Raw genomic sequence first — 18,154 nt, 5'->3', positions numbered from 1 at the left:
CAAGGCCAAGGGGCCGTGGGGAGGAGCGCAATGGAGATCACCGTAAAACTGTTCGCCATGTTCCGTGTCGGGCGTTTCGCCGCGGGCACCTATAAATACCGGGATGGGATTACCCCGGCGGACATCGCCGGCGAGCTGAAGATCCCGGAAAAGGACGTGGGCATCGTCCTGGTCAATAGCCGGCACGCCAAACTGGACCATCGGCTGTTCGAGGGTGATACCCTGTCGCTGTTCCCCCTCGTAGGAGGGGGGTAAGATGGAGCTGTACGACTTCATCACGGCAGCGGCGCCAGCGGGCCTTTTTCCCTGGACGGCCCAGGTGGAGGCCGCCGAGCGGTTCGGCCTCACCCTCGGCCGCGTGGAGGAGGCGGCTCTCGAACAGGGCATCATGCCGGCTCGCTACCAGCGCAACCGCCAGACCATCACCGTCGGCAACCAGCTCCGCCTCTGCCGTAGCTGTGCGGTCATCATCGGCAGCGGCGGCCTCGGAGGGTACCTGATCGAGGAACTGGCCCGCCTCGGGGTGGGAAACCTCGTGGTGGTGGACCCCGACATCTTCGAGGAGCACAACCTGAACCGCCAGATCCTTTCCTCCCCTGCCTTCCTCGGCCATCCAAAGGTTGAGGTCGCCGCGGCGCGCGTCGGTGAGATCAACCCTGCGGTCACCGTTACCCCGCTTCAGCTTTCATTTTCCCGGGAAAACGGTCAAGGGATACTGGCGGGGTCCGATGTGGTGATGGACGGCCTGGACAGCATCGCCACACGCATTGAACTGGCGGAATGCTGCCGAGGGCTTTCCATTCCCCTCGTGCATGGCGCCATAGGCGGCTGGTACGGGCAAGTGGCCTCCCAACTTCCCGGGGACGACATCGTCCCATCCCTCTTCGGCAACTGGTCGGAGCCGAAGGGAGTTGAATCGCAGCTCGGCAACCCCTCCTTCACCCCGGCGGTGGTGGCAAGCCTCCAGGTGGCAGAAGCCTGCAAGATCCTCTTGGGTGAGGGGGAATCGCTCCGCCACCGGATGATCTACGTGAACCTCCTCCACATGGAATTCGACGAGGTGCTGCTGGAACCGCCACTGGCGGCGGTGGGGGAATGAACCGTCATAACGTCTGAACAGACCCCTTCCGTTTGGTAATAATCAGCATATTTCATTTTATCAGTTGACACGCATCCCCTAAATTGGTATTTAAGTACCAATTTTAAATACTAGTTTTTTCTCCGATCCGTCATACCTACCAGGCGCAGAGCCTCACGGTATGCGGTCAACGGGTTCCGCTGGAAACGGCGGTGCCTCCCTTTTGGAAAGGAGAACTCTTTATTCCCCTGCGTGGGGTATGGGGCCTCTTTCCGTTTGGAGAGAGGCCCTTTTTGTTGTGCACCGGCAGGCCTGGCCTGTTCCGGCATGGTGAGCGTGACTCACAACTATACCCCCCTAGGAGGAACACATGAAACACAGAAACATCGCGGCAGTTTCGGCCATTCTTGCGGCCACTATGGCCTGCACCACAGCGGAGGCCAAGACCTTGGAGGACATCCTCAAAGAAAAGGGTGTCATCACCGAAGCCGATTACAAGGAAGTGACCAAGAGCAAAGCGTTCGATTACAAGGTTGGAAACGGCTTCACCCTCACCTCCCCGGACGAGAAGTTCCAGCTTACCCTCGGTGGTCGGCTCCAGACCCGCTACACCTTCACCGACTTGGAGGAAAACAGTGCCTCGAAACCGGACTCCAGCAAGTGGGAGGCTAAACGGATCAAGTTCTGGCTGAAAGGCTACGCCTTTACCAAGGACCTGACCTACCTCTACCAGGTGGATTTCGCCAACAGCGGCTCCTCCAAAATGCTCGAGCACGCCTACCTGAACTACCGGCTTATTGACGAAGTGCAACTCCTTGCCGGCCAGACGAAGGTTCCCTTCGGCCGCCAGTGGTTGAACTCCTCCGGAAGCCAGCAGTTTGTGGACCGCTCCATGGCCTCTGACATGTTCCGTCCGGGCTACGATGTGGGGGCGAAGCTCCACGGCGACATCATGAAGGGACTCGCCACCTATGAGTTCGGCATTTACGGCGGCGCCGGCCAGAGCACCGTCCGCAGCTCCAACGACAACGCCATCGCTGCCCGGGCCACCATCAACCCCTTCGGCAAAATGGCCTACTCCGAGAGCGACCTCGACACCAGCCCGAAACCGCTCCTTTCCATCGGCGCCAACTACTACCGAAACACGCTGAACAAGACGGCCACCACCACCCTGGAGACCAACGCCATCACCCTGGCCGGCTCCAGCGGCTGGCTCGGCAAGGGGCTGAGCACCTTCGCCACCAGCGAGAAGATCGACGTCAACGCCTGGGGCGTGGACGCCGCCTTCAAGTGGCTCGGCGCCTCGGCCCAGGCCGAATACCTGATAGGCCAGGCCGACGGCCAGACCAGCAACAAGACCCTGAGGGCCCACGGCTTCTATGCCCAGGCGGGCTACTGCATCATTCCGAAGACCGTGGAAGTGGCCTTCCGCTACTCCTACGTCGACCCCAACCGCGACACGGCCAACGACCTGATCACTGACACCCAGGGAGCGGTTTCGTACTACTTCAGCAAGCACAACCTGAAGCTCCAGGCCGACGTCACCAACACCCACGACCAGAGGACGAAGACCGACGACAAGCAGTACCGGCTCCAGGCCCAGATCATCTTCTAGCACCGGCGCTGGATGCGGCGGAAACAGGGCCGCCCGCCGCATCCTTCACCCGGAAGAAACGGGATCCAGATTCAACGGCTTCAAATGCAGGGAAAAATGATATAGTAACCCCAAAATGACACCTCATTCCGCCAACCATAACCACACGCACAAGGAGGTTGTATGAATTCGCTGCGCGGCATTATCCTTACTCTCGTTGCCTTGGTAGTCCTCTGCGGCGCCGCCTCGGCCGAAGAGCGCCTCAAGATGTCCACCACCACCTCCACCCAGGACTCGGGTCTCCTGAAGGTGCTTCTTCCTCCCTTCGAAAAAAAGAACAACTGCAAGGTTGACGTAATTGCCGTGGGGACGGGGCAGGCCCTGAAACTGGGTGAAGCCGGCGACGTGGACGTGGTGTTCGTCCACGCCCGCAAACTGGAGGACAAGTTCGTGGCCGACGGCTTCGGCGTGAACCGCAAGGATGTCATGTATAATGACTTCGTCATCATCGGTCCCAAGAACGACCCGGCCGGCATCGCCAAGGCGAAGACCGCCGCCGAAGCCCTGAAGCTGATCGCCGCCAGGCAGGCCACCTTCGTCTCCCGGGGTGACAAATCCGGCACCCACATGAAGGAACTGGAACTCTGGAAGGCCGCCGGCACCGACCCCAAGGGGAGCTGGTACATCGAGGCGGGCCAGGGGATGGGGCCGGTCATCACCATGGCCACCGAGCGGCGCGGCTACACCCTCGCCGACCGGGGTACCTACAACGCCTTCAAGGGGCAGAAGACTGACCTCGCCATCGTCTTCCAAGGGGAGAAGGGACTCTTCAACCCCTACGGAATCATCGCCGTGAACCCGAAAAAATTCCCCCACGTGAAGTATGACCTGGCCATGAAATTCATCGACTACGTCACCGGTCCCGAAGGGTTGAAGATCATCTCCGGCTACAAGGCCCACGGCGAGCCGGTGTTCTTTATCTACAAGAAGTAGAAGAAGTGGTTATTCTTCTGGCTTCTGGCTCCTGAATTCGGTGATAGTACACAAATGGACTTTTTTTCCGAATCTCTCAAAACTGCTCTGGAACTGATCACCTCCCGGGACCCTGACGTGGTGAGCGCGGTAACCGTTTCGGTGGTGGTGTCGCTCTGGTCGACCCTCTTCGCCTCCCTGGCCGGCGTGCCGGCCGGGGTGGCGGTGGCGGTGACGGAGTTCACCGGCAAGCGGGCCGTGGTGACGCTTCTCAACACCCTCATGGCCCTGCCGACGGTGGTGGTGGGCCTTTTCGTCTACAGCCTCATCAGCCGCCAGGGGCCCCTGGGAGGGTTCGGAATCCTTTTCACCCCCTGGGCCATGGTGGTGGGGCAGACGCTCCTGGCGATCCCCATCGTGGCCAACCTGACCATGAGCGCCATCAAAGGGGCCGACCCACGCATCGTTCCCACGGCCCTCACCCTGGGGGCCGGACCATTCGAGAGCATCCGCCGGCTGGTGGTGGAGATGCGCTTCGGGATCATGGCGGCGGTGATCGCCGGCTTCGGCCGGGTCATCGCCGAGGTGGGAGTCGCCATGATGCTCGGCGGCAACATCCGCGGGTACACCCGCACCATGACCACCGCCATCGCCATGGAGACCGGCAAGGGGGAATTCGCCCTGGGACTTGCCCTGGGGCTCATCCTCATGACGGTGGCCCTGATGATCAACATGGCCCTCAACGCCCTGCAGCAGAGGTAACCCTTCGTGAGCATCCGCTACCGACTTGACAGCATCCAGACCTCTTACGACTCCCGGACCGTCCTGGACATCGGCCAGCTCACCCTCCGTGCGGGCCGCCTCTACATCCTCACCGGCGCCAACGGAGCGGGAAAAAGCACCCTCCTCTCCCATCTGGCCCTTCTCACGGCGCCGACATCAGGCGAGATCGTCTTCGAGGGGGAGACGGTGCTCTGGAGCAACAGCACCCTCCAGCGCCAGCGGCGTGACGTGACCCTCGTCCACCAGTCCCCCTATCTCTTCACCGGCAGCGTCGCCGCCAACGTGGCCTACGGCCTGAAGCTGCGCGGCGGCCACGGCGACGGCCTGAAGCAGCGAGTCGAGGAGGCGCTGGCACTTGTGGGTCTTGCCGGCTTCGGGCACCGCCGCTCCCGGGAACTGTCCGGCGGCGAGGCCCAGCGGGTGGCCCTGGCCCGGGCACTGGCCCTTGAGACCAAGGTGCTCCTCCTGGATGAGCCCCTCGCCAACGTGGACCGCAACACGAGTGACCTGCTGGAGAACATCATATCCGCACTCCCCGCGCGGGGGACCACCGTTGTCATGACCACCCACGATCCGGAGCATCTGGAACGCCTGAAGGGCGAACGCATCCACCTGGCAGCGGGCCGTCTCGCCGCGCCGCAATCGTTCAGCACCACATCTGTCGAGGAAGGAGAAATCCAACCGTGCCGTCTTTCACCGAAGCCCGCAACATCATTCTCGATCGCGTAACCCCCCTCGGCATCGAGCGGGTGGGAATTCTGGAGGCCGCAGGCCGCGTCCTGGCCGAGGACGTGGTGGCCCCCTGGGAGATGCCCCTCTGCGACAACTCCGCCATGGACGGCTTTGCCGTGCGAGCCGCCGACTGCGCAACCATCCCGGCAGCACTGAAGGTGACCGGCTATATCCCGGCCGGCGGCGAGGTGACCGGAGCAGTGGAGTCTGGCTGCGCCATCAGGATCATGACCGGCGCTCCCCTCCCCCCCGGCTGCGACGCCGTGGTCCCCGTAGAGGAGACTGAGGACGACGGCGCCGCCATCCGGGTCGTGGCCCCCGTGAAGGAACGCCAGCACATCCGTTTCAAGGGCGAGGACGTAGCCACCGGTGAGACCGTCATCCCGGCGGGCACCCTTATCCAGCCCCCCGAGGTCAGCATGCTCGCCTCCTTCGGCAAGGCCCTGGTGCCGGTCTTCCGCAAGGCCCGCGTCGCCATCCTCTCCACCGGCGACGAACTGGTCGAGCTGGGCGAGCCCCCGGTTCCGGGCAAGATCATCAACTCCAACACCCTGTCGCTGGCGGCGGCGGTGCGCCAGTGCGGCGCAGAACCGATCGTCATCGGCATTGCCCGGGACAACCGGGAAAGTCACCGGGAAAAGCTCGCCGAAGGGCTGAAGGCCGACGCCCTCATCACCTCCGCCGGAGTTTCCGCCGGCGACCGGGACCTGGTCCGGGACGTCCTGGCCGAGATGGGTGTGGAGCAGATATTCTGGAAGGTGGACATGAAACCCGGCGGCCCCACGGCTTTCGGGATGCACGGGGCGAAGCCGGTTTTCTCGCTTCCCGGCAACCCCGTCTCCACCATGGTCACCTTCGAGCTCTTTGCCCGTCCGGCCCTGCTGCGGATGATGGGGCACCGGCGCGTGGTGCGCCCTTTTGTCAAGGCCATCCTCCGGGAAGACGCGAAAAAGAAACCGGGCAAGGTCAACTTCCTCCGGGTCCAGGTGACGGTGCAGGAAGGGCGCTTCGTGGCCTCTACCGCAGGCGACCAGCACACTGGAATCCTCAGGACCATGGTCAGGGCCAACGGCCTGGCGCTGCTCCCCCTGGAAGCGTCCATCGTCCACGCCGGGAGCGAGGTGGACCTGATGCTCCTGAGGGACGATGTGACCATGCTGGAACGCTAAGGGAGATTACCGATATGTCCTTCAATCACTTCGACGACCAGGGCCGGGCCATCATGGTGGACGTGAGCGGAAAACAGCCTACCCTGCGCACCGCAACCGCCGCCGCCACGGTGGCCATGAAACCCGAGACGCTGGCAGACCTCCTGGCCGGACGGACCACCAAGGGGGATGTCCTGGGCGTGGCGCGACTGGCGGGCATCGCCGCCGCCAAGAAGACCCCGGAACTGATCCCCCTCTCCCACCCGCTGGCCATCCACCATGCCGCGGTTGACTTCGAGACCGAGCCGGAGACCGGGACCATCACGGTGAAGGCAACGGTACGGGCCTTCGAGCGGACCGGCGTGGAGATGGAGGCCATGACCTCGGCGGCGGTGGCGGCCCTCACCATCTACGACATGTGCAAGGGAGCCGACAAGGGGATCACCATCGGCGATATCTGCCTCCTCTTCAAGGAGGGAGGGAAAAGCGGCACCTGGCAGCGGGAGGAACCGGCATGAGAGCGGCAATTCTCACCTTGAGCGACAAGGGTTCCCGGGGAGAGCGGGCAGACGCCAGCGGCCCGGCCCTCTCTGCCTGGTTGGCGGAACGTGGCGTCGAGACCGCCCATACGGAGATCATCCCCGACGAGGCGGATCTCATCACGGCCACGCTCAGCCAGTGGGCGGATTCGGGCCTCTACGACCTGATACTCACCACCGGCGGCACCGGGGTATCTCCCCGCGACGTCACCCCCGATGCCACCATGAAGGTCCTGGACCGGGTGATCCCGGGCTTCGGCGAGGTGATGCGGATGAGGAGTCTCGAAAAGACCCCCCACGCCATGATCTCCCGGGCCGTGGCCGGCATCCGGAAACAGGCGCTCATCATCAACCTCCCCGGCAGCCCCAGGGGGGCCATCGAGAACCTGGAGGCGGTCTGGCCGGCGGTACCCCACGCCGTGGAGAAGATCCAGGGGGACACCCGTGACTGCGCTCCCTCCACCTGAATCGGCAAACGCCCTCCACCCTTCTAAACCCGGCCCAGGCCGGGTTTTTTGTTGACCAGCTTCCCCGCATAGACTATAAACTAGAATTCCGTTTGAATTTAGACCAAGGAGGATCGACCATGGGCCTGATGGACCAAATCAAGGCTAAAGCCCGGAACAAGCTGCAGACCATCGTACTCCCGGAGAGCTACGACGACCGGATGTACGCCGCTGCCCAACAGATCGTCGAACAGGGTTTGGCAAGGGTAGTCATGCTCGGCAATGCTGACGCCATCGCGAAGAAAGCCGCCGACCTCGGCGCCGACATCTCCAAGGTCGAACTGATTGATCCGGCCTCCTCCCCAAAGCTCAGCGACTATGCCGACGCCCTCGTGGAACTGCGCAAGAGCAAGGGACTCACGAAGGAAGAGGCACTGAAGCTTCTCACCGCCGCCGACAACCTCTACTATGCCGGCATGATGGTCCGTCAGGGGGACGCGGGAGGCGAAGTAGCCGGCGCCACCGGCACCACCGGCGATGTCCTCCGGGCAGCTTTTCAGACCGTTGGCCCGGCCCCGGGAATCAAGACGGTATCCTCCTTCTTCTTCATGGTCACCAAGACCCCGAGCTTCGGTGAAAACGGCATCATCTTCTTCGCCGACTGCGCCGTGAACCCCAACCCCGACGCCCAGGCCCTGGCCGACATCGCCGTGGCCACAGCCCGCAACTGCAAGGCGTTCCTCGACGTGGACGCCCGGGTGGCCATGCTCTCCTTCTCCACCAAGGGGAGCGCAACCCACGCAGACGTGGACAAAGTCCTCAAGGCCATGGAACTGGCCAAGGGCATAGACCCTGCACTGCAGATCGACGGAGAACTCCAGGCCGACGCGGCGCTCCTTCCCAAGGTGGGCGAGCGCAAGGCCCCCGGCAGCGCCGTGGCCGGCAAGGCCAATGTCCTCGTCTTCCCGGACCTGGATGCCGGCAACATCGCCTACAAGCTCGTGGAGCGCGTCGCCGGCGCAGAGGCCATCGGCCCCATCATCCAGGGACTCGCCAAGCCGGTGAACGATCTTTCCCGCGGCTGTTCCGTGGATGATATCGTCAACGTTGCCGCCATCACGGCGGTCCAGGCACAAGGCTAGCCCGCAGAGAGATTCTGTGCCGAAAATGAAAAACGGCCGCCAGGCGCAATGCCCGGCGGCCGTTTTTTCGTTGATGTCCGCATAACACAGAAAGGCCGCCATGGAAACCCACGGCGGCCTTTTTCCAGGCAGGGTCAGTTCACCTGTTTGCTAGGACCGAACGAAGTCCTGCCGCGCAAACGAGTAGTCAAAGTTCATGTGGTCGGTGTAGGTGCCATCGAGTATGGCAACCACGTCCTCGGTAAAGACAAGTTCCTCGTCGGTGGGAATGACGAAGACCTTGATGGGGGAGTCATCGGTGGTAATGAGCGTCTCCCGTTTTCTGGTCATGGCGCTTTTGTTCCGCTCACGGTCCAGTTTGATGCCGATACCTTCGAGCCCTTCAATGGTCTTCTCCCTGATGGGCCACCCCATCTCACCGACGCCGGCAGTGAAAACCACCGCATCGAGACGGCCGAGCACCGCCATGTAGGTGCCGATATACTTCTTGAGACGGTACGCTTCGATCTCAAGGGCAACCTTGCAGCGATGATCGCCATTATTGGCGTTTTCGATCACATCGCGGCGGTCGGTGAAGCGCCCGGTCACGCCCAGCACCCCGCTCTTTTTGTTGAGAATGCTGTCGATTTCCTTGGCGGAAAGGTTTTCCTTCTGCATCATGAAGGCCGGAATAGCCGGATCGATATCGCCGCACCGGGTGCCCATAACCGCCCCTTCGAGCGGCGTGAGCCCCATGCTGGTATCGATGGACACCCCTCCCCTGATGGCACAGTGGGAAACACCGTTGCCGATATGCATGGTGATGATGTTGCAATCCGAAGGTTTTTTGCCGAGCAGGACAGCGGCCCGCTTCGACACGAAGAGGTGAGAGGTCCCGTGGAAACCGTAGCGGCGGACGCCATATTTCTCATACCACTCGTAGGGAAGCGGGTAGAGATAGGCATGCTCGGGCATTGTCTGGTGGAAAGCCGTATCGAAAATGGCAACGTGCGGCACTGACGGGAGAACAGCCTGGGCCGCCTCGATACCGGCGATGTTCGGCGGGTTATGGAGGGGTGCCAGGTGCTGAACATCCTTGACGGCATCAAGCACCTTCTCGTCAATGAGAACCGAGCGGGTGAACATTTCTCCACCGTGGACAACACGGTGGCCAACCGCGGAAATCTCATTGATATCCTTGAGGACACCGTGCTCCCCATCAACGAGGGTCCTGATAATCAGATCGATGGCCACCTTGTGGTCGGGGCACTCATATTCCTTCCGGTAGGTTTCACGGCCCGGAACCTCGTGCATGATGAACGAGTCGCCGATAATGACCCGCTCCACCATACCCTTGGCGACGACCTCTTTCTTTTCCCAGTCGAACAACTGGTATTTCACCGAGGAGCTGCCGCAGTTGAGGGCGAGAATTACCATCATATCCTCCTAAATTGAGTAAAAATAAAAAACGTTAAACAGTAATAAAACGTGGAATATCAGGATAATTTCAAATACCGCAAGTCGCAAGCCCCAAAAAATAAAACTGTTTTTTATATATACAATACAGGTGGCTTAAATTCAAGTTTTTTGTGAACTCCAACTCTGGGGCAGCACCTTTCTGCTGGACTTCAGGAACCCGCCGTGCTATGTTTACGGATAATTTGGCTCAGACCAAAAACCTTTATAAGGAGGTAGGACCAGTGGCTCACGTTATTTCTGATGACTGTACTAACTGCGGTTCCTGTGTCGATTCCTGCCCGGTGAACGCCATCGCCCCGGCCGGTGACAAGCACAAAATTGACGGTGACACCTGCATCGACTGTGGTGCCTGTGTCGACACCTGCCCGACCAGCGCCATCAGCGCTGCTTAATTCGTCAGGTTTCAGCATGCGAAGCCGGTCCGAGCAATCGGAACCGGCTTCTTTTTTTGCGCGTCCATAAAAAAAGGCCGGAACGAATCCGGCCTTCAATCAATTATTTCTCGAACGCTACTGGCTTGCCACTGTCGAACCGACCACCTCTACAGCGTAATCGACAACATCCTTCGGGATTTTGGCAATCACGATAACAAAAGGTATCCGCTTGCCCGCCTGGACGCCAAGGTTCGCGAGAGAATCGCCGAACTGGTTTCCCATGGCCGCTTCAATCCGCGCGAACGGAAGTGTTTTTATCTGCTCGTCGGTGAGATTGTTGCCGCAATAGGCAACCTTCTGCACCACCGCCTGACCACCTGCCGCCAATAGCGCGCCGCGAACCTGAATGGCAGCCCGGGACTTGCGGTAATTATTCACCGCCTCCCCACGGATGACAAACACCTCTCCAGCCTCGGAATTGACAAGATAGGTGCCGCCAACCTTATCGAGGGAAATCACCCCCTCCTCGCGACCCTCCACACCAAACCACTCGGCAAGAAAACCGACACCCAGCCTGTTGAGGAGCTCCGGCCCCTCTTTGAAAAAATAAAATCCGAAGCCGGCAAGGGCGACGATCACGAGAACTGAAAACGCAATGACAACGGACGGCAAGAACGATCTCCCTTTACGGCGCGATGCAATGCTCAGGGGTGGAGCTTCGCCCTCGGCCGCCGCCGCAGGGAGGATGGGTGGTATCTCTGTTACCGGGAGTTCCTCGCCCGCGGGTTTGTCCATAGGCGCACTTTCCGGTTCTGAAACGGCGGAAGCTGAAAACAGGTTTTCACCGCCACTGACTGACTCCGATTCAGCATCCTCAATCCCGAAATCTATTTCGCCAAAGTCAACATCACCGGCCGCTGACTCTTCCGCTTCGGCATTTTCTCCGTAAACAGCCGCGTCAGCCTCTTCAAACTCGAAAGAGATCTCCTCTTCTTCCGATCCTTCGACGCCAGAAGCAGACGCACCGGTCGCTGCGGCAAAAGCCTCGGGGCTCACCTCGCCAAAACTGATCTCTTCCTCTTCGATGGTGCCGCTCCCTGCCAGCTCTTCTCCCCCCTCGGACATGGCCGAATCGGAGGCTAGAAAGCCCGCCTCACCAGAGATGGCGGCAGCAGCAGAATCATCCTTCTCGAACTCGAAGCCGCCGAACGCCTCTTCCGGACGAGTGTTCTCCTGGAAATCCGCCACCGGCTTTTCCGGCTCTGCGGGCTCGATACCGAGTGAATACCCCTCCCGATCTTCGGATGATTCTGCAACGACCGATGACGAAAACTCTTCCGGGGCACCGCTAAAGGAAAACGGTTCTTCAGCAGGGGGAGGCGTTGCTGCTTCCAAAGCCTGGTCTGCGGGCATGGCGGTAACAGCCGCAACCGTCCCGGCACCCGCGGCAAGTTCAGTACCTGCAGAGGGCGAGCCCAGCCCCTGGAGAAGAACATCAAGATCACTTTCCTCGACTGGCGCCTCTTTCTTCACCACGAAAATGTGCTTGCACTTTGAGCACCGGACCTTGATCCCGGCATCACTGACTTTTGAATCGTCGAGCCTGAATCTGGCTTTGCACTGTGCACACTGTATAATCATCTGTCACTCCGCAGGTGGAAAGTACGTGTCATTGGGCAAACCTACGCAAAGGCGTGATTTTCGGCATTTTCTATAACAGAGAAAAGGACTTAGGTCAAATCATTATGGTCACCGCATCCCCTTTATGCTATATACATGAAGAGTATGAATCCAGGCTTCCCATTAAGCCAATCCCCTTCGGGCAAGGAGCAAACGATGATCCGCCACCCCCTTCACACCCTTGCAGTTGTTGCATTCCTGATCCTGACATTGTCTCTTCCGGCATTTGCCGCCCCGGTTCTGGAAGTAGACAGGCCGGTTTTCGATTTCGGCTCCATATCCCAGGGCAAAAAGCTCGAGCACGTCTTCAAGCTCATGAACAAGGGAGATTCCCCCCTCACCATCAACAGAACGAAGACGTCATGTGGCTGTACTGTTGCAAATGTTTCAACAAAGACCATTGCCCCGGGGAAAAGCGCGGATCTGAAAATATCCTTTGACTCGGCAAATTTCGGCGGCAAGGTAACCAAGACGATTACCGTTGAAAGCAATGACCCTGCTTCGCCCACCACAACCCTTACCATCAAGGGAAACATCAACGAAGAACTGGTGGTGACCCCACACCAGATAAATCTTGGACAGACCAAGGCGGGAAGCAGCAAGGAAGCCTCCGTTGCCCTGGAAAATCATGGCGAAAGGACCGTCAAGATACTCTCGGTCACCACTCCCATGCCCCAGGTAAAGGCAACCATTAAGAAACACGCCCTTAAGCCGGGAGAAAGGACCCAGCTGTCAGTGACTGTCTCGCCCCGCCCCGAAGACCGCTTCCTGAGCGGGTTCATCATCATTGCCACTGACATCCCGGGCAAACCGGAAATAACGCTTCCCCTCTACGGGTCGGTTGCCAAGTAGCCTGGGGCGTCACTGGTCCCGCAGGTCCTGGTAGGCCCTATCAAGATTCACATCCAGGAAGGCCTTATACCCCGGCATCCCTTCATGGGCGGGAAGCCTGAAGAGCTTCTTCGTCTCGGCCAGGGTCTTGCCTGCCTCCATATGGCGCAGGACCTCTGTCAGGAAATCCTTGAAGAAGAGCCGGAAGCGTCTGAGGCCTGACCGGTCTGTCACCTGGCCGAGCCCCGGGACCACGTATTGCGCCCCCACGGCCTCCAAGGTCTCCAGGGTGATCACCCAGTCCCGCATATGTCCTTCGCCCATATAGCCCACCACGTCGTTGTAAAAGAGATCCGAGGCAAAGAGAATCCCTTCGTTGGGGAGAAAGAGAAACACGTCCCCCTCGGTGTGACCGAAGTCGGCACTACTGAGGACAATGGTGGTGTTGCTCCTGAGAAGGGTCAGCCCCTTCTCGAAAAAGGTAACGGGGTTGCGCAGCGGCCGGGTTTCAGCCTTCAGCGCCTGCCATGTCTGCCATGACGTGATAATTTCGACATTGGCGGGGAAATCGAAATCAACGTAGTTGAACCCCTTATGGTGATGGGTGAGGATGACCGAGCGCAACGGGAGCGGGGTAATCTCGGCGATATCGGCAATGAGTTCCTTTATCCCTTCGGGAACAAAGTGGGCGCCGGCAAGGATAACCTGATGGGGGGTGATGATGATGAGGGCATTGCTGGCCGCCTTTCCCTCAGGAAGGGCAATGGCGGCGAACACCCCCTCGTCGACCAGCTTTATCTCATAGTTTGCGGCTATTGCGGGCCGACCGAGTAAACCCAGGAGCACCGTAAGGGTCAGAGAGAGAAGAAGCTTTTTCATGGACCTCACACCCGTTTTTTCTGACCAGTGTAACAAAAGAGGCCACAAAATGACAGCGTTGCTCAGGCATCGACTAATTTGAGGCGAACGAAACTTTTTCTTGAGAATTTTAGCGCTGTAGTGTATCAATGAAAATTCCACGGGCGGTTAGCTCAGCTGGATAGAGCGCAGGCCTCCGAAGCCTGAGGTCGTACGTTCGAATCGTATACCGCCCGCCAGCAATAACAAGGGGTTACGCAAAAGCAGCGTAACCCCTTTTATTTTTTGAATTCCCTTTTGAACACCCTAGGGAAAAGCAGGGGATTCTTGCCCCCCCGTAAAACTCCTCTCTCCGCAGTAATTGGTCCGACTACGCGCAACGCCTCTTGGACGTAATCTCCTCCAGATATGGCCGGCATCGGAAAGGAACGGCAGAACGAGACCGCCGAGCGAGACGGATGTTCGCTCGACACCTCGTCCTCCACTCGTTCCCCCCTGATGCTGAGTTCGTTGTCGACGCTCACGGCGACATTTTCCGCCTGAACATCGGGAAGTTCGACCGACACCATGAGACTTTCTTCCGTCTCCGAAAACTCCACCGCCGGGAGCCAGTTCCCGTTGTCGGTCACAGGAACAGCAACCTCTCCGGTATTGCCGTGATAGGGGTCACCCGGACAAATGCCCGGCGGCGTCGCTTCTCCATGGAGTACTCTGCCGTTCATTCCCATAGCTCAAACCTCCTTGCCTCTTCCTCGCTCCCGCCGCCACTACAGCAGCGGCATCCGTTCACCTGCCGGATCCCGATTTCCGTTACCGGCCTTCACCATTTTCCCGAGCACGGCGGCCACCTCCGCCGGGTTCTGGTCCAGGTAACTCATGAATCGTGGTTCCAGGTACTGACTGTCTCGGCCTGTCTGTCGGGAAGAACCAGGACGGTCCTCGTGTCGCGGAGAGCGGTTCGCATTGCATGCAGACTCTCCAGTTCATCCCTGTCCCGGACTACCAGAACGGTTATTGCCGGTTGCTCCAGCACCCGGCGGAAGCGTTCCGTCAGTGTTCCCATTGTCCGATACACTTCCAGGCCGGGAATAACCCCGAGACCGTTTTCCGGATATCGTCGCCAACCCCGTCAGGGGCGTAGAACAGCACATCCATAGGCAATAACCTCGCTCTGAGTCTCAGTATTCAATGACCCTACAGCATGGTGCATGCCAGAGGGAGATATTGTTGATTGTGCAGCAATTCTGGATAGATGCGCCAGGCGAGTTGTCGGGAGGGACTAAAGATTTTCCTGCGACGCGGGAATGATTCCAGTTCTACAAGAGATTTCTGAGGTGGGCTTGATCCGCGAGAAGGACTCCTGCGCTCTGGTAAAGAGGTTTTCGCGGGAGAACGGGAGGCATTGGTTAAGGCGCGGTACGCACGCCGTCTTCGGAGCACCTGGCCACTTGTCCGGTGTCAGGCCCCCGGTAGTATTCCCTTTTCGACCGTGTGGTGATTGACCGGCAAGATTACGGTAAAGGTGGCTCCCTTTCCCGGTTCGCTTGCCAGCGTGATCGCACCGCCGTGGGCATCGATGATCGCTTTGGCTATACTGAGGCCGAGCCCGGTGCCATCGGAGTTTCGTGCAGTGTCGGCCCGGTAGAATCGGTCGAATATCCGTGCCTGATCCTCCTTTTCCATACCGACGCCGGTGTCTTTTATGGAGACAACCGCTTGCGCGCCACTCCCGACGACGGTGATCTCCAACATGCCGTATTCCCTGTTATATTTCACGCCGTTTTCGAGAATGTTGAGAAACGCCTCCGTCAGACTCTCACCATTTCCCAGGATGGCGACGTCGTCTCCCAGTGCTGCGATAACCTGAAGGTGTCTCTTTTCGGCAAAAGGCTTCGTCATGTCCAGCGCTCTCCCGATGCAGGCGTTAAGGGATACGACCGCAAATCCCTGCGAAAAGACACCTGAGTCAAGGCGGGCGAGGGAGAGAAGGTCCCTCACGATCATACTGATAGTATCGGAGACCGTCCTGATGGTCTGTATGGCATCAATGTACTCTTCCGGCGTCCGTTCCCTTTGCAGCACCACGTCACACTGGACCTTGATCACCGAAACCGGGGTCTTGAGCTCATGGGAAGCATCCGCGATCAGTCTTTTCTCGCTCTCGAACACCTTTTGCAACCGATCGAGCATCTTATTGAATGAGCCGGCCAGTCCGGCCAACTCCCGGGTCTCCGATTCGGCATCGATCCTTTCCCCCAGGTTTTTGTGGGTGATGGTCTCGATCCTGCCGGAAAATATCGCGAGGGGGGCCAGCGACTGCCGTGCTATCCACAGGCAGATGAGAGAGGCGATCACGATCCCCGAAGGGATGACCAGAAGGAGAAAACGTCTGAAGGTGCTGATCATATCGAGGCTGTCGCTGAGGCTCTCCGCCACAAAGACGGTGAACGTCATGCCAAAGGCGCTGAGATTGTGCCGAAGCACCCGAATCGGCTCGCCGGCAGGCCCCACGGAGGTAGAGATATCTTCTCCGAGTTCTTCGTCAGAAGGTTCAGGTGCCCCGGCGCCGAGATCGAAGCTGTCGTTAACCAGCGAAGGCGATGCGGCGAGGAGCTTCCCGTTCATCATCACCTTGAAGTAGTGCCCGGACCGCGGGATGGAATATTCCCCGGAAACAACCTCCTCCAACTCCAGTTCAATGGTGTGGTCCTCCTCATGGAGGAGCCCGGTAATCACCTGTACTTTGGAGTGAAGGGTCCTGTCAACCGCGCCGATAACGATCCCGTTTACCTCGCGGTAGATGAAGACGCCGACCGCGATGAACAACAGAGACGTAAACGTGACAATCGAGAGGAAGAGCCTTCCTTGTATGGAGTTCGGCATCCCTCTCATGCATCGCCTTTCAGGATGTAGCCCGCGCCCCGCACCGTGTGGATGAGCTGTCGGTCAAAGCCCTTATCCAGCTTGTTTCGCAGGTGGTTCACATAGACGTCGATGACGTTGCTGTCGCGGTCGAAGTCCGTGTCGTAGATATGCTCCGTAAGTTCAGTCCTGCTGATTACCCTGCCGCTGTTCAGCGCCAGGTATTCAAGGAGATTGTATTCGGTAGCGGACAGGCGGATCTCTCTCCCGCCGCGGCATACGCTCCGGGAGTTCGTGTCCAGTGATAGGTCGTCGATTGCAACAAGGGGTGAAGGTCTCCCCTTGCTCCTCCGGATCACCGATTTCAGCCGCGCCAGGAGTTCATGAAAGTCAAAGGGCTTCACGATATAGTCATCCGCTCCGAAATTGAGCCCCTTTATTCTGCTCTCGATCTCCCCCCGGGCGGTGATCAGGAGGACCGGTACCTCGCTTCTCTTCGACCGCAACGCGCTCAGGATCGAGAGGCCGTCCATGACCGGGAGCATGATGTCGAGCAGTACCGCGTCGTAGGGATAGTTCTCGGCCATGTACAACCCTTCTTCACCGTCGCCGGCCAGGTCGACGATGAAGGCGTTTTCCTCGAGCCCCTTTTTCAGAATCCCGGCCATTCTCTTTTCGTCTTCGATAATGAGGATTTTCATCTCGCGCCACCGTTAGGCCAGAGGTCATGACTTCCTTTCATTCTACCAGAGGGAACCGTTGCCGGGGCAGGGAAGACCCCGCCCCGACTCAGTGCCTATCACTTTCCCCTTTTTACCTCGATCTTGCCGGCGGAAAAGACCTTGCCGGCATGGTGCCCATCCACCTCCACGTAGGCCCCCACTTCAGCTTTTCCATGCTTTTCCTTGATACTGGTGGCTTTCGTTACGTTGACCTCCCTGCCGTTCACGTTCCAGACGCCGATCATCCCGCTGGGGAGGCTTCTGACCGTTCCGTAGATCGTGCTTTCATACTGTCCCGCCTCTTTTCCTTCATGCCTTCCATGCTCGCTGGCGAATGTAACTCCTGCCGCCAGCGCCACGAACAGCCCCAGTGCCACGATGGCGATGAAGTTTTTCATGTTATCCTCCTGTCCCGGTGATTCCGACCGTGCCTCCCCCATTGGGGCCTTCAACCTCCTCACAGGCCCCACCTTCTGTCCTGTCACGCTTTTGCCTGATGGCGACATCTCGTTGCCACCAGCATCCCCGCGTTGTGCGCGCTCCATTTTTCATACTTGCCGACCGGAAGCTTGTCGACGGCCCCGCGGATTTTCTGCGCTTCCGTGGCGCCCCTCGTTACGGCAATCCGGTAAGCATTCAGCGTCTTGCCGCTAAGGGTCCCCTCAACCTCCACAGAGGCGCCCACTTCGGCCTTTCCATGATCCGCCTTGATGAAGGTCCCTTTCGGCACGTTGACCTCCCTGCCATCCACATCCCAGATGCCGGTCATTCCTTCGGGAAGGCTTCTGACCGTTCCGGAGACGGTACTTTTGTACTGTTCGGCCTCCGCATACTCTCTCTCGAATGCCGCGATCAGTTCCTTTGCCATGGTTGTAATAAAGTTCTTCATACTCTCCTCCTTTTCCGGGAGCGACTCCGGTTTTCCCCCATGCTTT

21 protein-coding genes, 1 tRNA gene and 1 riboswitch are annotated in these 18,154 nt (G+C 59.3%); of the genes, 13 read left to right on the top strand and 9 right to left on the bottom strand.

The annotated features are described in order from the left end of the window. Window positions 1-30 precede the first annotated feature (30 nt). The 10 genes from GMET_RS05225 (at window position 31) to pta (ending at window position 8,434) form a co-directional block, all read left to right on the top strand. Window positions 31-255, top strand: a complete 225-nt coding sequence (locus tag GMET_RS05225; protein WP_004513217.1) for a MoaD/ThiS family protein — start codon at window positions 31-33, stop codon at window positions 253-255. A 1-nt stretch (window position 256) separates the two neighbouring features. Next, on the top strand, window positions 257-1,099 hold the full coding sequence (locus tag GMET_RS05220; protein WP_004513216.1) for a HesA/MoeB/ThiF family protein: 843 nt from the start codon (window positions 257-259) through the stop codon (window positions 1,097-1,099). 108 nt (window positions 1,100-1,207) lie between these two features. Beyond that, window positions 1,208-1,328, top strand: a riboswitch (molybdenum cofactor riboswitch). 120 nt (window positions 1,329-1,448) lie between these two features. Beyond that, window positions 1,449-2,693 (top strand): OprO/OprP family phosphate-selective porin, encoded by a 1,245-nt coding sequence (locus GMET_RS05215; RefSeq protein ID WP_004513215.1) that lies wholly within the window; start codon window positions 1,449-1,451, stop codon window positions 2,691-2,693. Window positions 2,694-2,855: 162 nt separating this feature from the next. Next, on the top strand, window positions 2,856-3,665 hold the full coding sequence (locus tag GMET_RS05210; protein WP_004513214.1) for a substrate-binding domain-containing protein: 810 nt from the start codon (window positions 2,856-2,858) through the stop codon (window positions 3,663-3,665). 54 nt (window positions 3,666-3,719) lie between these two features. Next, window positions 3,720-4,406, top strand: a complete 687-nt coding sequence (locus GMET_RS05205; RefSeq protein WP_004513213.1) for an ABC transporter permease — start codon at window positions 3,720-3,722, stop codon at window positions 4,404-4,406. Between the two features lie 6 nt (window positions 4,407-4,412). Beyond that, a complete protein-coding gene (locus GMET_RS05200; RefSeq protein ID WP_004513212.1) occupies window positions 4,413-5,156 on the top strand; it encodes an energy-coupling factor ABC transporter ATP-binding protein in 744 nt (247 codons plus the stop codon). Further along, the gene (gene glp, locus GMET_RS05195) at window positions 5,111-6,328 is read left to right on the top strand and encodes a molybdopterin molybdotransferase MoeA (RefSeq protein ID WP_004513211.1); all 1,218 of its coding nucleotides are present in this window, start codon (window positions 5,111-5,113) and stop codon (window positions 6,326-6,328) included. Before GMET_RS05200 ends, glp begins: the two co-directional genes overlap by 46 nt. Window positions 6,329-6,342: 14 nt before the next feature. Further along, a complete protein-coding gene (gene moaC, locus GMET_RS05190; RefSeq protein ID WP_004513210.1) occupies window positions 6,343-6,825 on the top strand; it encodes a cyclic pyranopterin monophosphate synthase MoaC in 483 nt (160 codons plus the stop codon). Next, window positions 6,822-7,313 carry a molybdopterin adenylyltransferase gene (gene mog, locus GMET_RS05185; protein ID WP_004513209.1) on the top strand — a complete coding sequence of 164 codons (492 nt, stop codon included), beginning with the start codon at window positions 6,822-6,824 and terminating at the stop codon, window positions 7,311-7,313. Before moaC ends, mog begins: the two co-directional genes overlap by 4 nt. A gap of 119 nt (window positions 7,314-7,432) precedes the next feature. Then, window positions 7,433-8,434 carry a phosphate acetyltransferase gene (pta, locus tag GMET_RS05180; protein ID WP_004513208.1) on the top strand — a complete coding sequence of 334 codons (1,002 nt, stop codon included), beginning with the start codon at window positions 7,433-7,435 and terminating at the stop codon, window positions 8,432-8,434. 150 nt (window positions 8,435-8,584) lie between these two features. Here the strand turns inward: pta and GMET_RS05175 are convergent, their stop codons facing one another. Next, window positions 8,585-9,850 carry an acetate kinase gene (locus GMET_RS05175; protein ID WP_004513207.1) on the bottom strand — a complete coding sequence of 422 codons (1,266 nt, stop codon included), beginning with the start codon at window positions 9,848-9,850 and terminating at the stop codon, window positions 8,585-8,587. 263 nt (window positions 9,851-10,113) lie between these two features. Here GMET_RS05175 and GMET_RS05170 point away from each other — a divergent pair, with 263 nt between their 5' ends. Continuing rightward, complete coding sequence (locus tag GMET_RS05170; RefSeq protein WP_004513206.1) at window positions 10,114-10,284, top strand: DUF362 domain-containing protein; 171 nt, start codon at window positions 10,114-10,116, stop codon at window positions 10,282-10,284. A gap of 117 nt (window positions 10,285-10,401) precedes the next feature. Here the strand turns inward: GMET_RS05170 and GMET_RS05165 are convergent, their stop codons facing one another. Continuing rightward, window positions 10,402-11,907, bottom strand: a complete 1,506-nt coding sequence (locus tag GMET_RS05165; RefSeq protein ID WP_004513205.1) for a DUF3426 domain-containing protein — start codon at window positions 11,905-11,907, stop codon at window positions 10,402-10,404. Between the two features lie 195 nt (window positions 11,908-12,102). Here GMET_RS05165 and GMET_RS05160 point away from each other — a divergent pair, with 195 nt between their 5' ends. Then, window positions 12,103-12,798, top strand: a complete 696-nt coding sequence (locus GMET_RS05160) for a DUF1573 domain-containing protein (RefSeq protein WP_004513204.1) — start codon at window positions 12,103-12,105, stop codon at window positions 12,796-12,798. Between the two features lie 9 nt (window positions 12,799-12,807). On the opposite strand, the gene GMET_RS05155 is transcribed toward GMET_RS05160, so the two are convergent. Continuing rightward, window positions 12,808-13,656 carry an MBL fold metallo-hydrolase gene (locus GMET_RS05155; RefSeq protein WP_004513203.1) on the bottom strand — a complete coding sequence of 283 codons (849 nt, stop codon included), beginning with the start codon at window positions 13,654-13,656 and terminating at the stop codon, window positions 12,808-12,810. Between the two features lie 141 nt (window positions 13,657-13,797). Here GMET_RS05155 and GMET_RS05150 point away from each other — a divergent pair. After that, window positions 13,798-13,874: transfer RNA gene (locus GMET_RS05150), tRNA-Arg, on the top strand. 39 nt (window positions 13,875-13,913) lie between these two features. Here the strand turns inward: GMET_RS05150 and GMET_RS18130 are convergent. The 6 genes from GMET_RS18130 to GMET_RS05120 form a co-directional block, all read right to left on the bottom strand. Further along, the gene (locus GMET_RS18130) at window positions 13,914-14,363 is read right to left on the bottom strand and encodes an Hsp20/alpha crystallin family protein (RefSeq protein ID WP_004513202.1); all 450 of its coding nucleotides are present in this window, start codon (window positions 14,361-14,363) and stop codon (window positions 13,914-13,916) included. A gap of 146 nt (window positions 14,364-14,509) precedes the next feature. Further along, entirely contained in the window at window positions 14,510-14,698 is a 189-nt protein-coding gene (locus GMET_RS05140) for a hypothetical protein (protein WP_004513200.1), read from the bottom strand. 395 nt (window positions 14,699-15,093) lie between these two features. Continuing rightward, window positions 15,094-16,518, bottom strand: coding sequence for a sensor histidine kinase (locus GMET_RS05135; protein ID WP_238378979.1), 1,425 nt, complete (start codon window positions 16,516-16,518; stop codon window positions 15,094-15,096). 5 nt (window positions 16,519-16,523) lie between these two features. Next, the gene (locus GMET_RS05130) at window positions 16,524-17,198 is read right to left on the bottom strand and encodes a response regulator (RefSeq protein ID WP_004513197.1); all 675 of its coding nucleotides are present in this window, start codon (window positions 17,196-17,198) and stop codon (window positions 16,524-16,526) included. Between the two features lie 98 nt (window positions 17,199-17,296). Then, window positions 17,297-17,617, bottom strand: coding sequence for a DUF5666 domain-containing protein (locus GMET_RS05125; RefSeq protein WP_004513196.1), 321 nt, complete (start codon window positions 17,615-17,617; stop codon window positions 17,297-17,299). An 83-nt stretch (window positions 17,618-17,700) separates the two neighbouring features. Next, entirely contained in the window at window positions 17,701-18,108 is a 408-nt protein-coding gene (locus GMET_RS05120) for a hypothetical protein (RefSeq protein WP_004513195.1), read from the bottom strand. Between the last annotated feature and the right edge of the window lie 46 nt (window positions 18,109-18,154).

This window comes from Geobacter metallireducens GS-15, from assembly GCF_000012925.1.
Classification (GTDB): domain Bacteria; phylum Desulfobacterota; class Desulfuromonadia; order Geobacterales; family Geobacteraceae; genus Geobacter; species Geobacter metallireducens.
Note: the sequence above shows the minus strand (reverse complement) of the source record. Positions and strands in the feature narration are given on the sequence as shown.

What these genes read in the sequence shown, in the direction of transcription:
- GMET_RS05135 (WP_238378979.1), bottom strand. Translation starts at nt 16,518, where the DNA reads ATGCCGAACTCCATACAAGGAAGGCTCTTCCTCTCGATTGTCACGTTT.
- GMET_RS05210 (WP_004513214.1), top strand. Translation starts at nt 2,856, where the DNA reads ATGAATTCGCTGCGCGGCATTATCCTTACTCTCGTTGCCTTGGTAGTC.
- GMET_RS05130 (WP_004513197.1), bottom strand. Translation starts at nt 17,198, where the DNA reads ATGAAAATCCTCATTATCGAAGACGAAAAGAGAATGGCCGGGATTCTG.
- GMET_RS05215 (WP_004513215.1), top strand. Translation starts at nt 1,449, where the DNA reads ATGAAACACAGAAACATCGCGGCAGTTTCGGCCATTCTTGCGGCCACT.
- pta (WP_004513208.1), top strand. Translation starts at nt 7,433, where the DNA reads ATGGGCCTGATGGACCAAATCAAGGCTAAAGCCCGGAACAAGCTGCAG.
- GMET_RS05160 (WP_004513204.1), top strand. Translation starts at nt 12,103, where the DNA reads ATGATCCGCCACCCCCTTCACACCCTTGCAGTTGTTGCATTCCTGATC.
- GMET_RS05165 (WP_004513205.1), bottom strand. Translation starts at nt 11,907, where the DNA reads ATGATTATACAGTGTGCACAGTGCAAAGCCAGATTCAGGCTCGACGAT.
- GMET_RS05140 (WP_004513200.1), bottom strand. Translation starts at nt 14,698, where the DNA reads ATGGGAACACTGACGGAACGCTTCCGCCGGGTGCTGGAGCAACCGGCA.
- GMET_RS05125 (WP_004513196.1), bottom strand. Translation starts at nt 17,617, where the DNA reads ATGAAAAACTTCATCGCCATCGTGGCACTGGGGCTGTTCGTGGCGCTG.
- GMET_RS18130 (WP_004513202.1), bottom strand. Translation starts at nt 14,363, where the DNA reads ATGGGAATGAACGGCAGAGTACTCCATGGAGAAGCGACGCCGCCGGGC.
- GMET_RS05155 (WP_004513203.1), bottom strand. Translation starts at nt 13,656, where the DNA reads ATGAAAAAGCTTCTTCTCTCTCTGACCCTTACGGTGCTCCTGGGTTTA.
- GMET_RS05220 (WP_004513216.1), top strand. Translation starts at nt 257, where the DNA reads ATGGAGCTGTACGACTTCATCACGGCAGCGGCGCCAGCGGGCCTTTTT.
- GMET_RS05120 (WP_004513195.1), bottom strand. Translation starts at nt 18,108, where the DNA reads ATGAAGAACTTTATTACAACCATGGCAAAGGAACTGATCGCGGCATTC.
- GMET_RS05205 (WP_004513213.1), top strand. Translation starts at nt 3,720, where the DNA reads ATGGACTTTTTTTCCGAATCTCTCAAAACTGCTCTGGAACTGATCACC.
- GMET_RS05225 (WP_004513217.1), top strand. Translation starts at nt 31, where the DNA reads ATGGAGATCACCGTAAAACTGTTCGCCATGTTCCGTGTCGGGCGTTTC.
- mog (WP_004513209.1), top strand. Translation starts at nt 6,822, where the DNA reads ATGAGAGCGGCAATTCTCACCTTGAGCGACAAGGGTTCCCGGGGAGAG.
- moaC (WP_004513210.1), top strand. Translation starts at nt 6,343, where the DNA reads ATGTCCTTCAATCACTTCGACGACCAGGGCCGGGCCATCATGGTGGAC.
- GMET_RS05175 (WP_004513207.1), bottom strand. Translation starts at nt 9,850, where the DNA reads ATGGTAATTCTCGCCCTCAACTGCGGCAGCTCCTCGGTGAAATACCAG.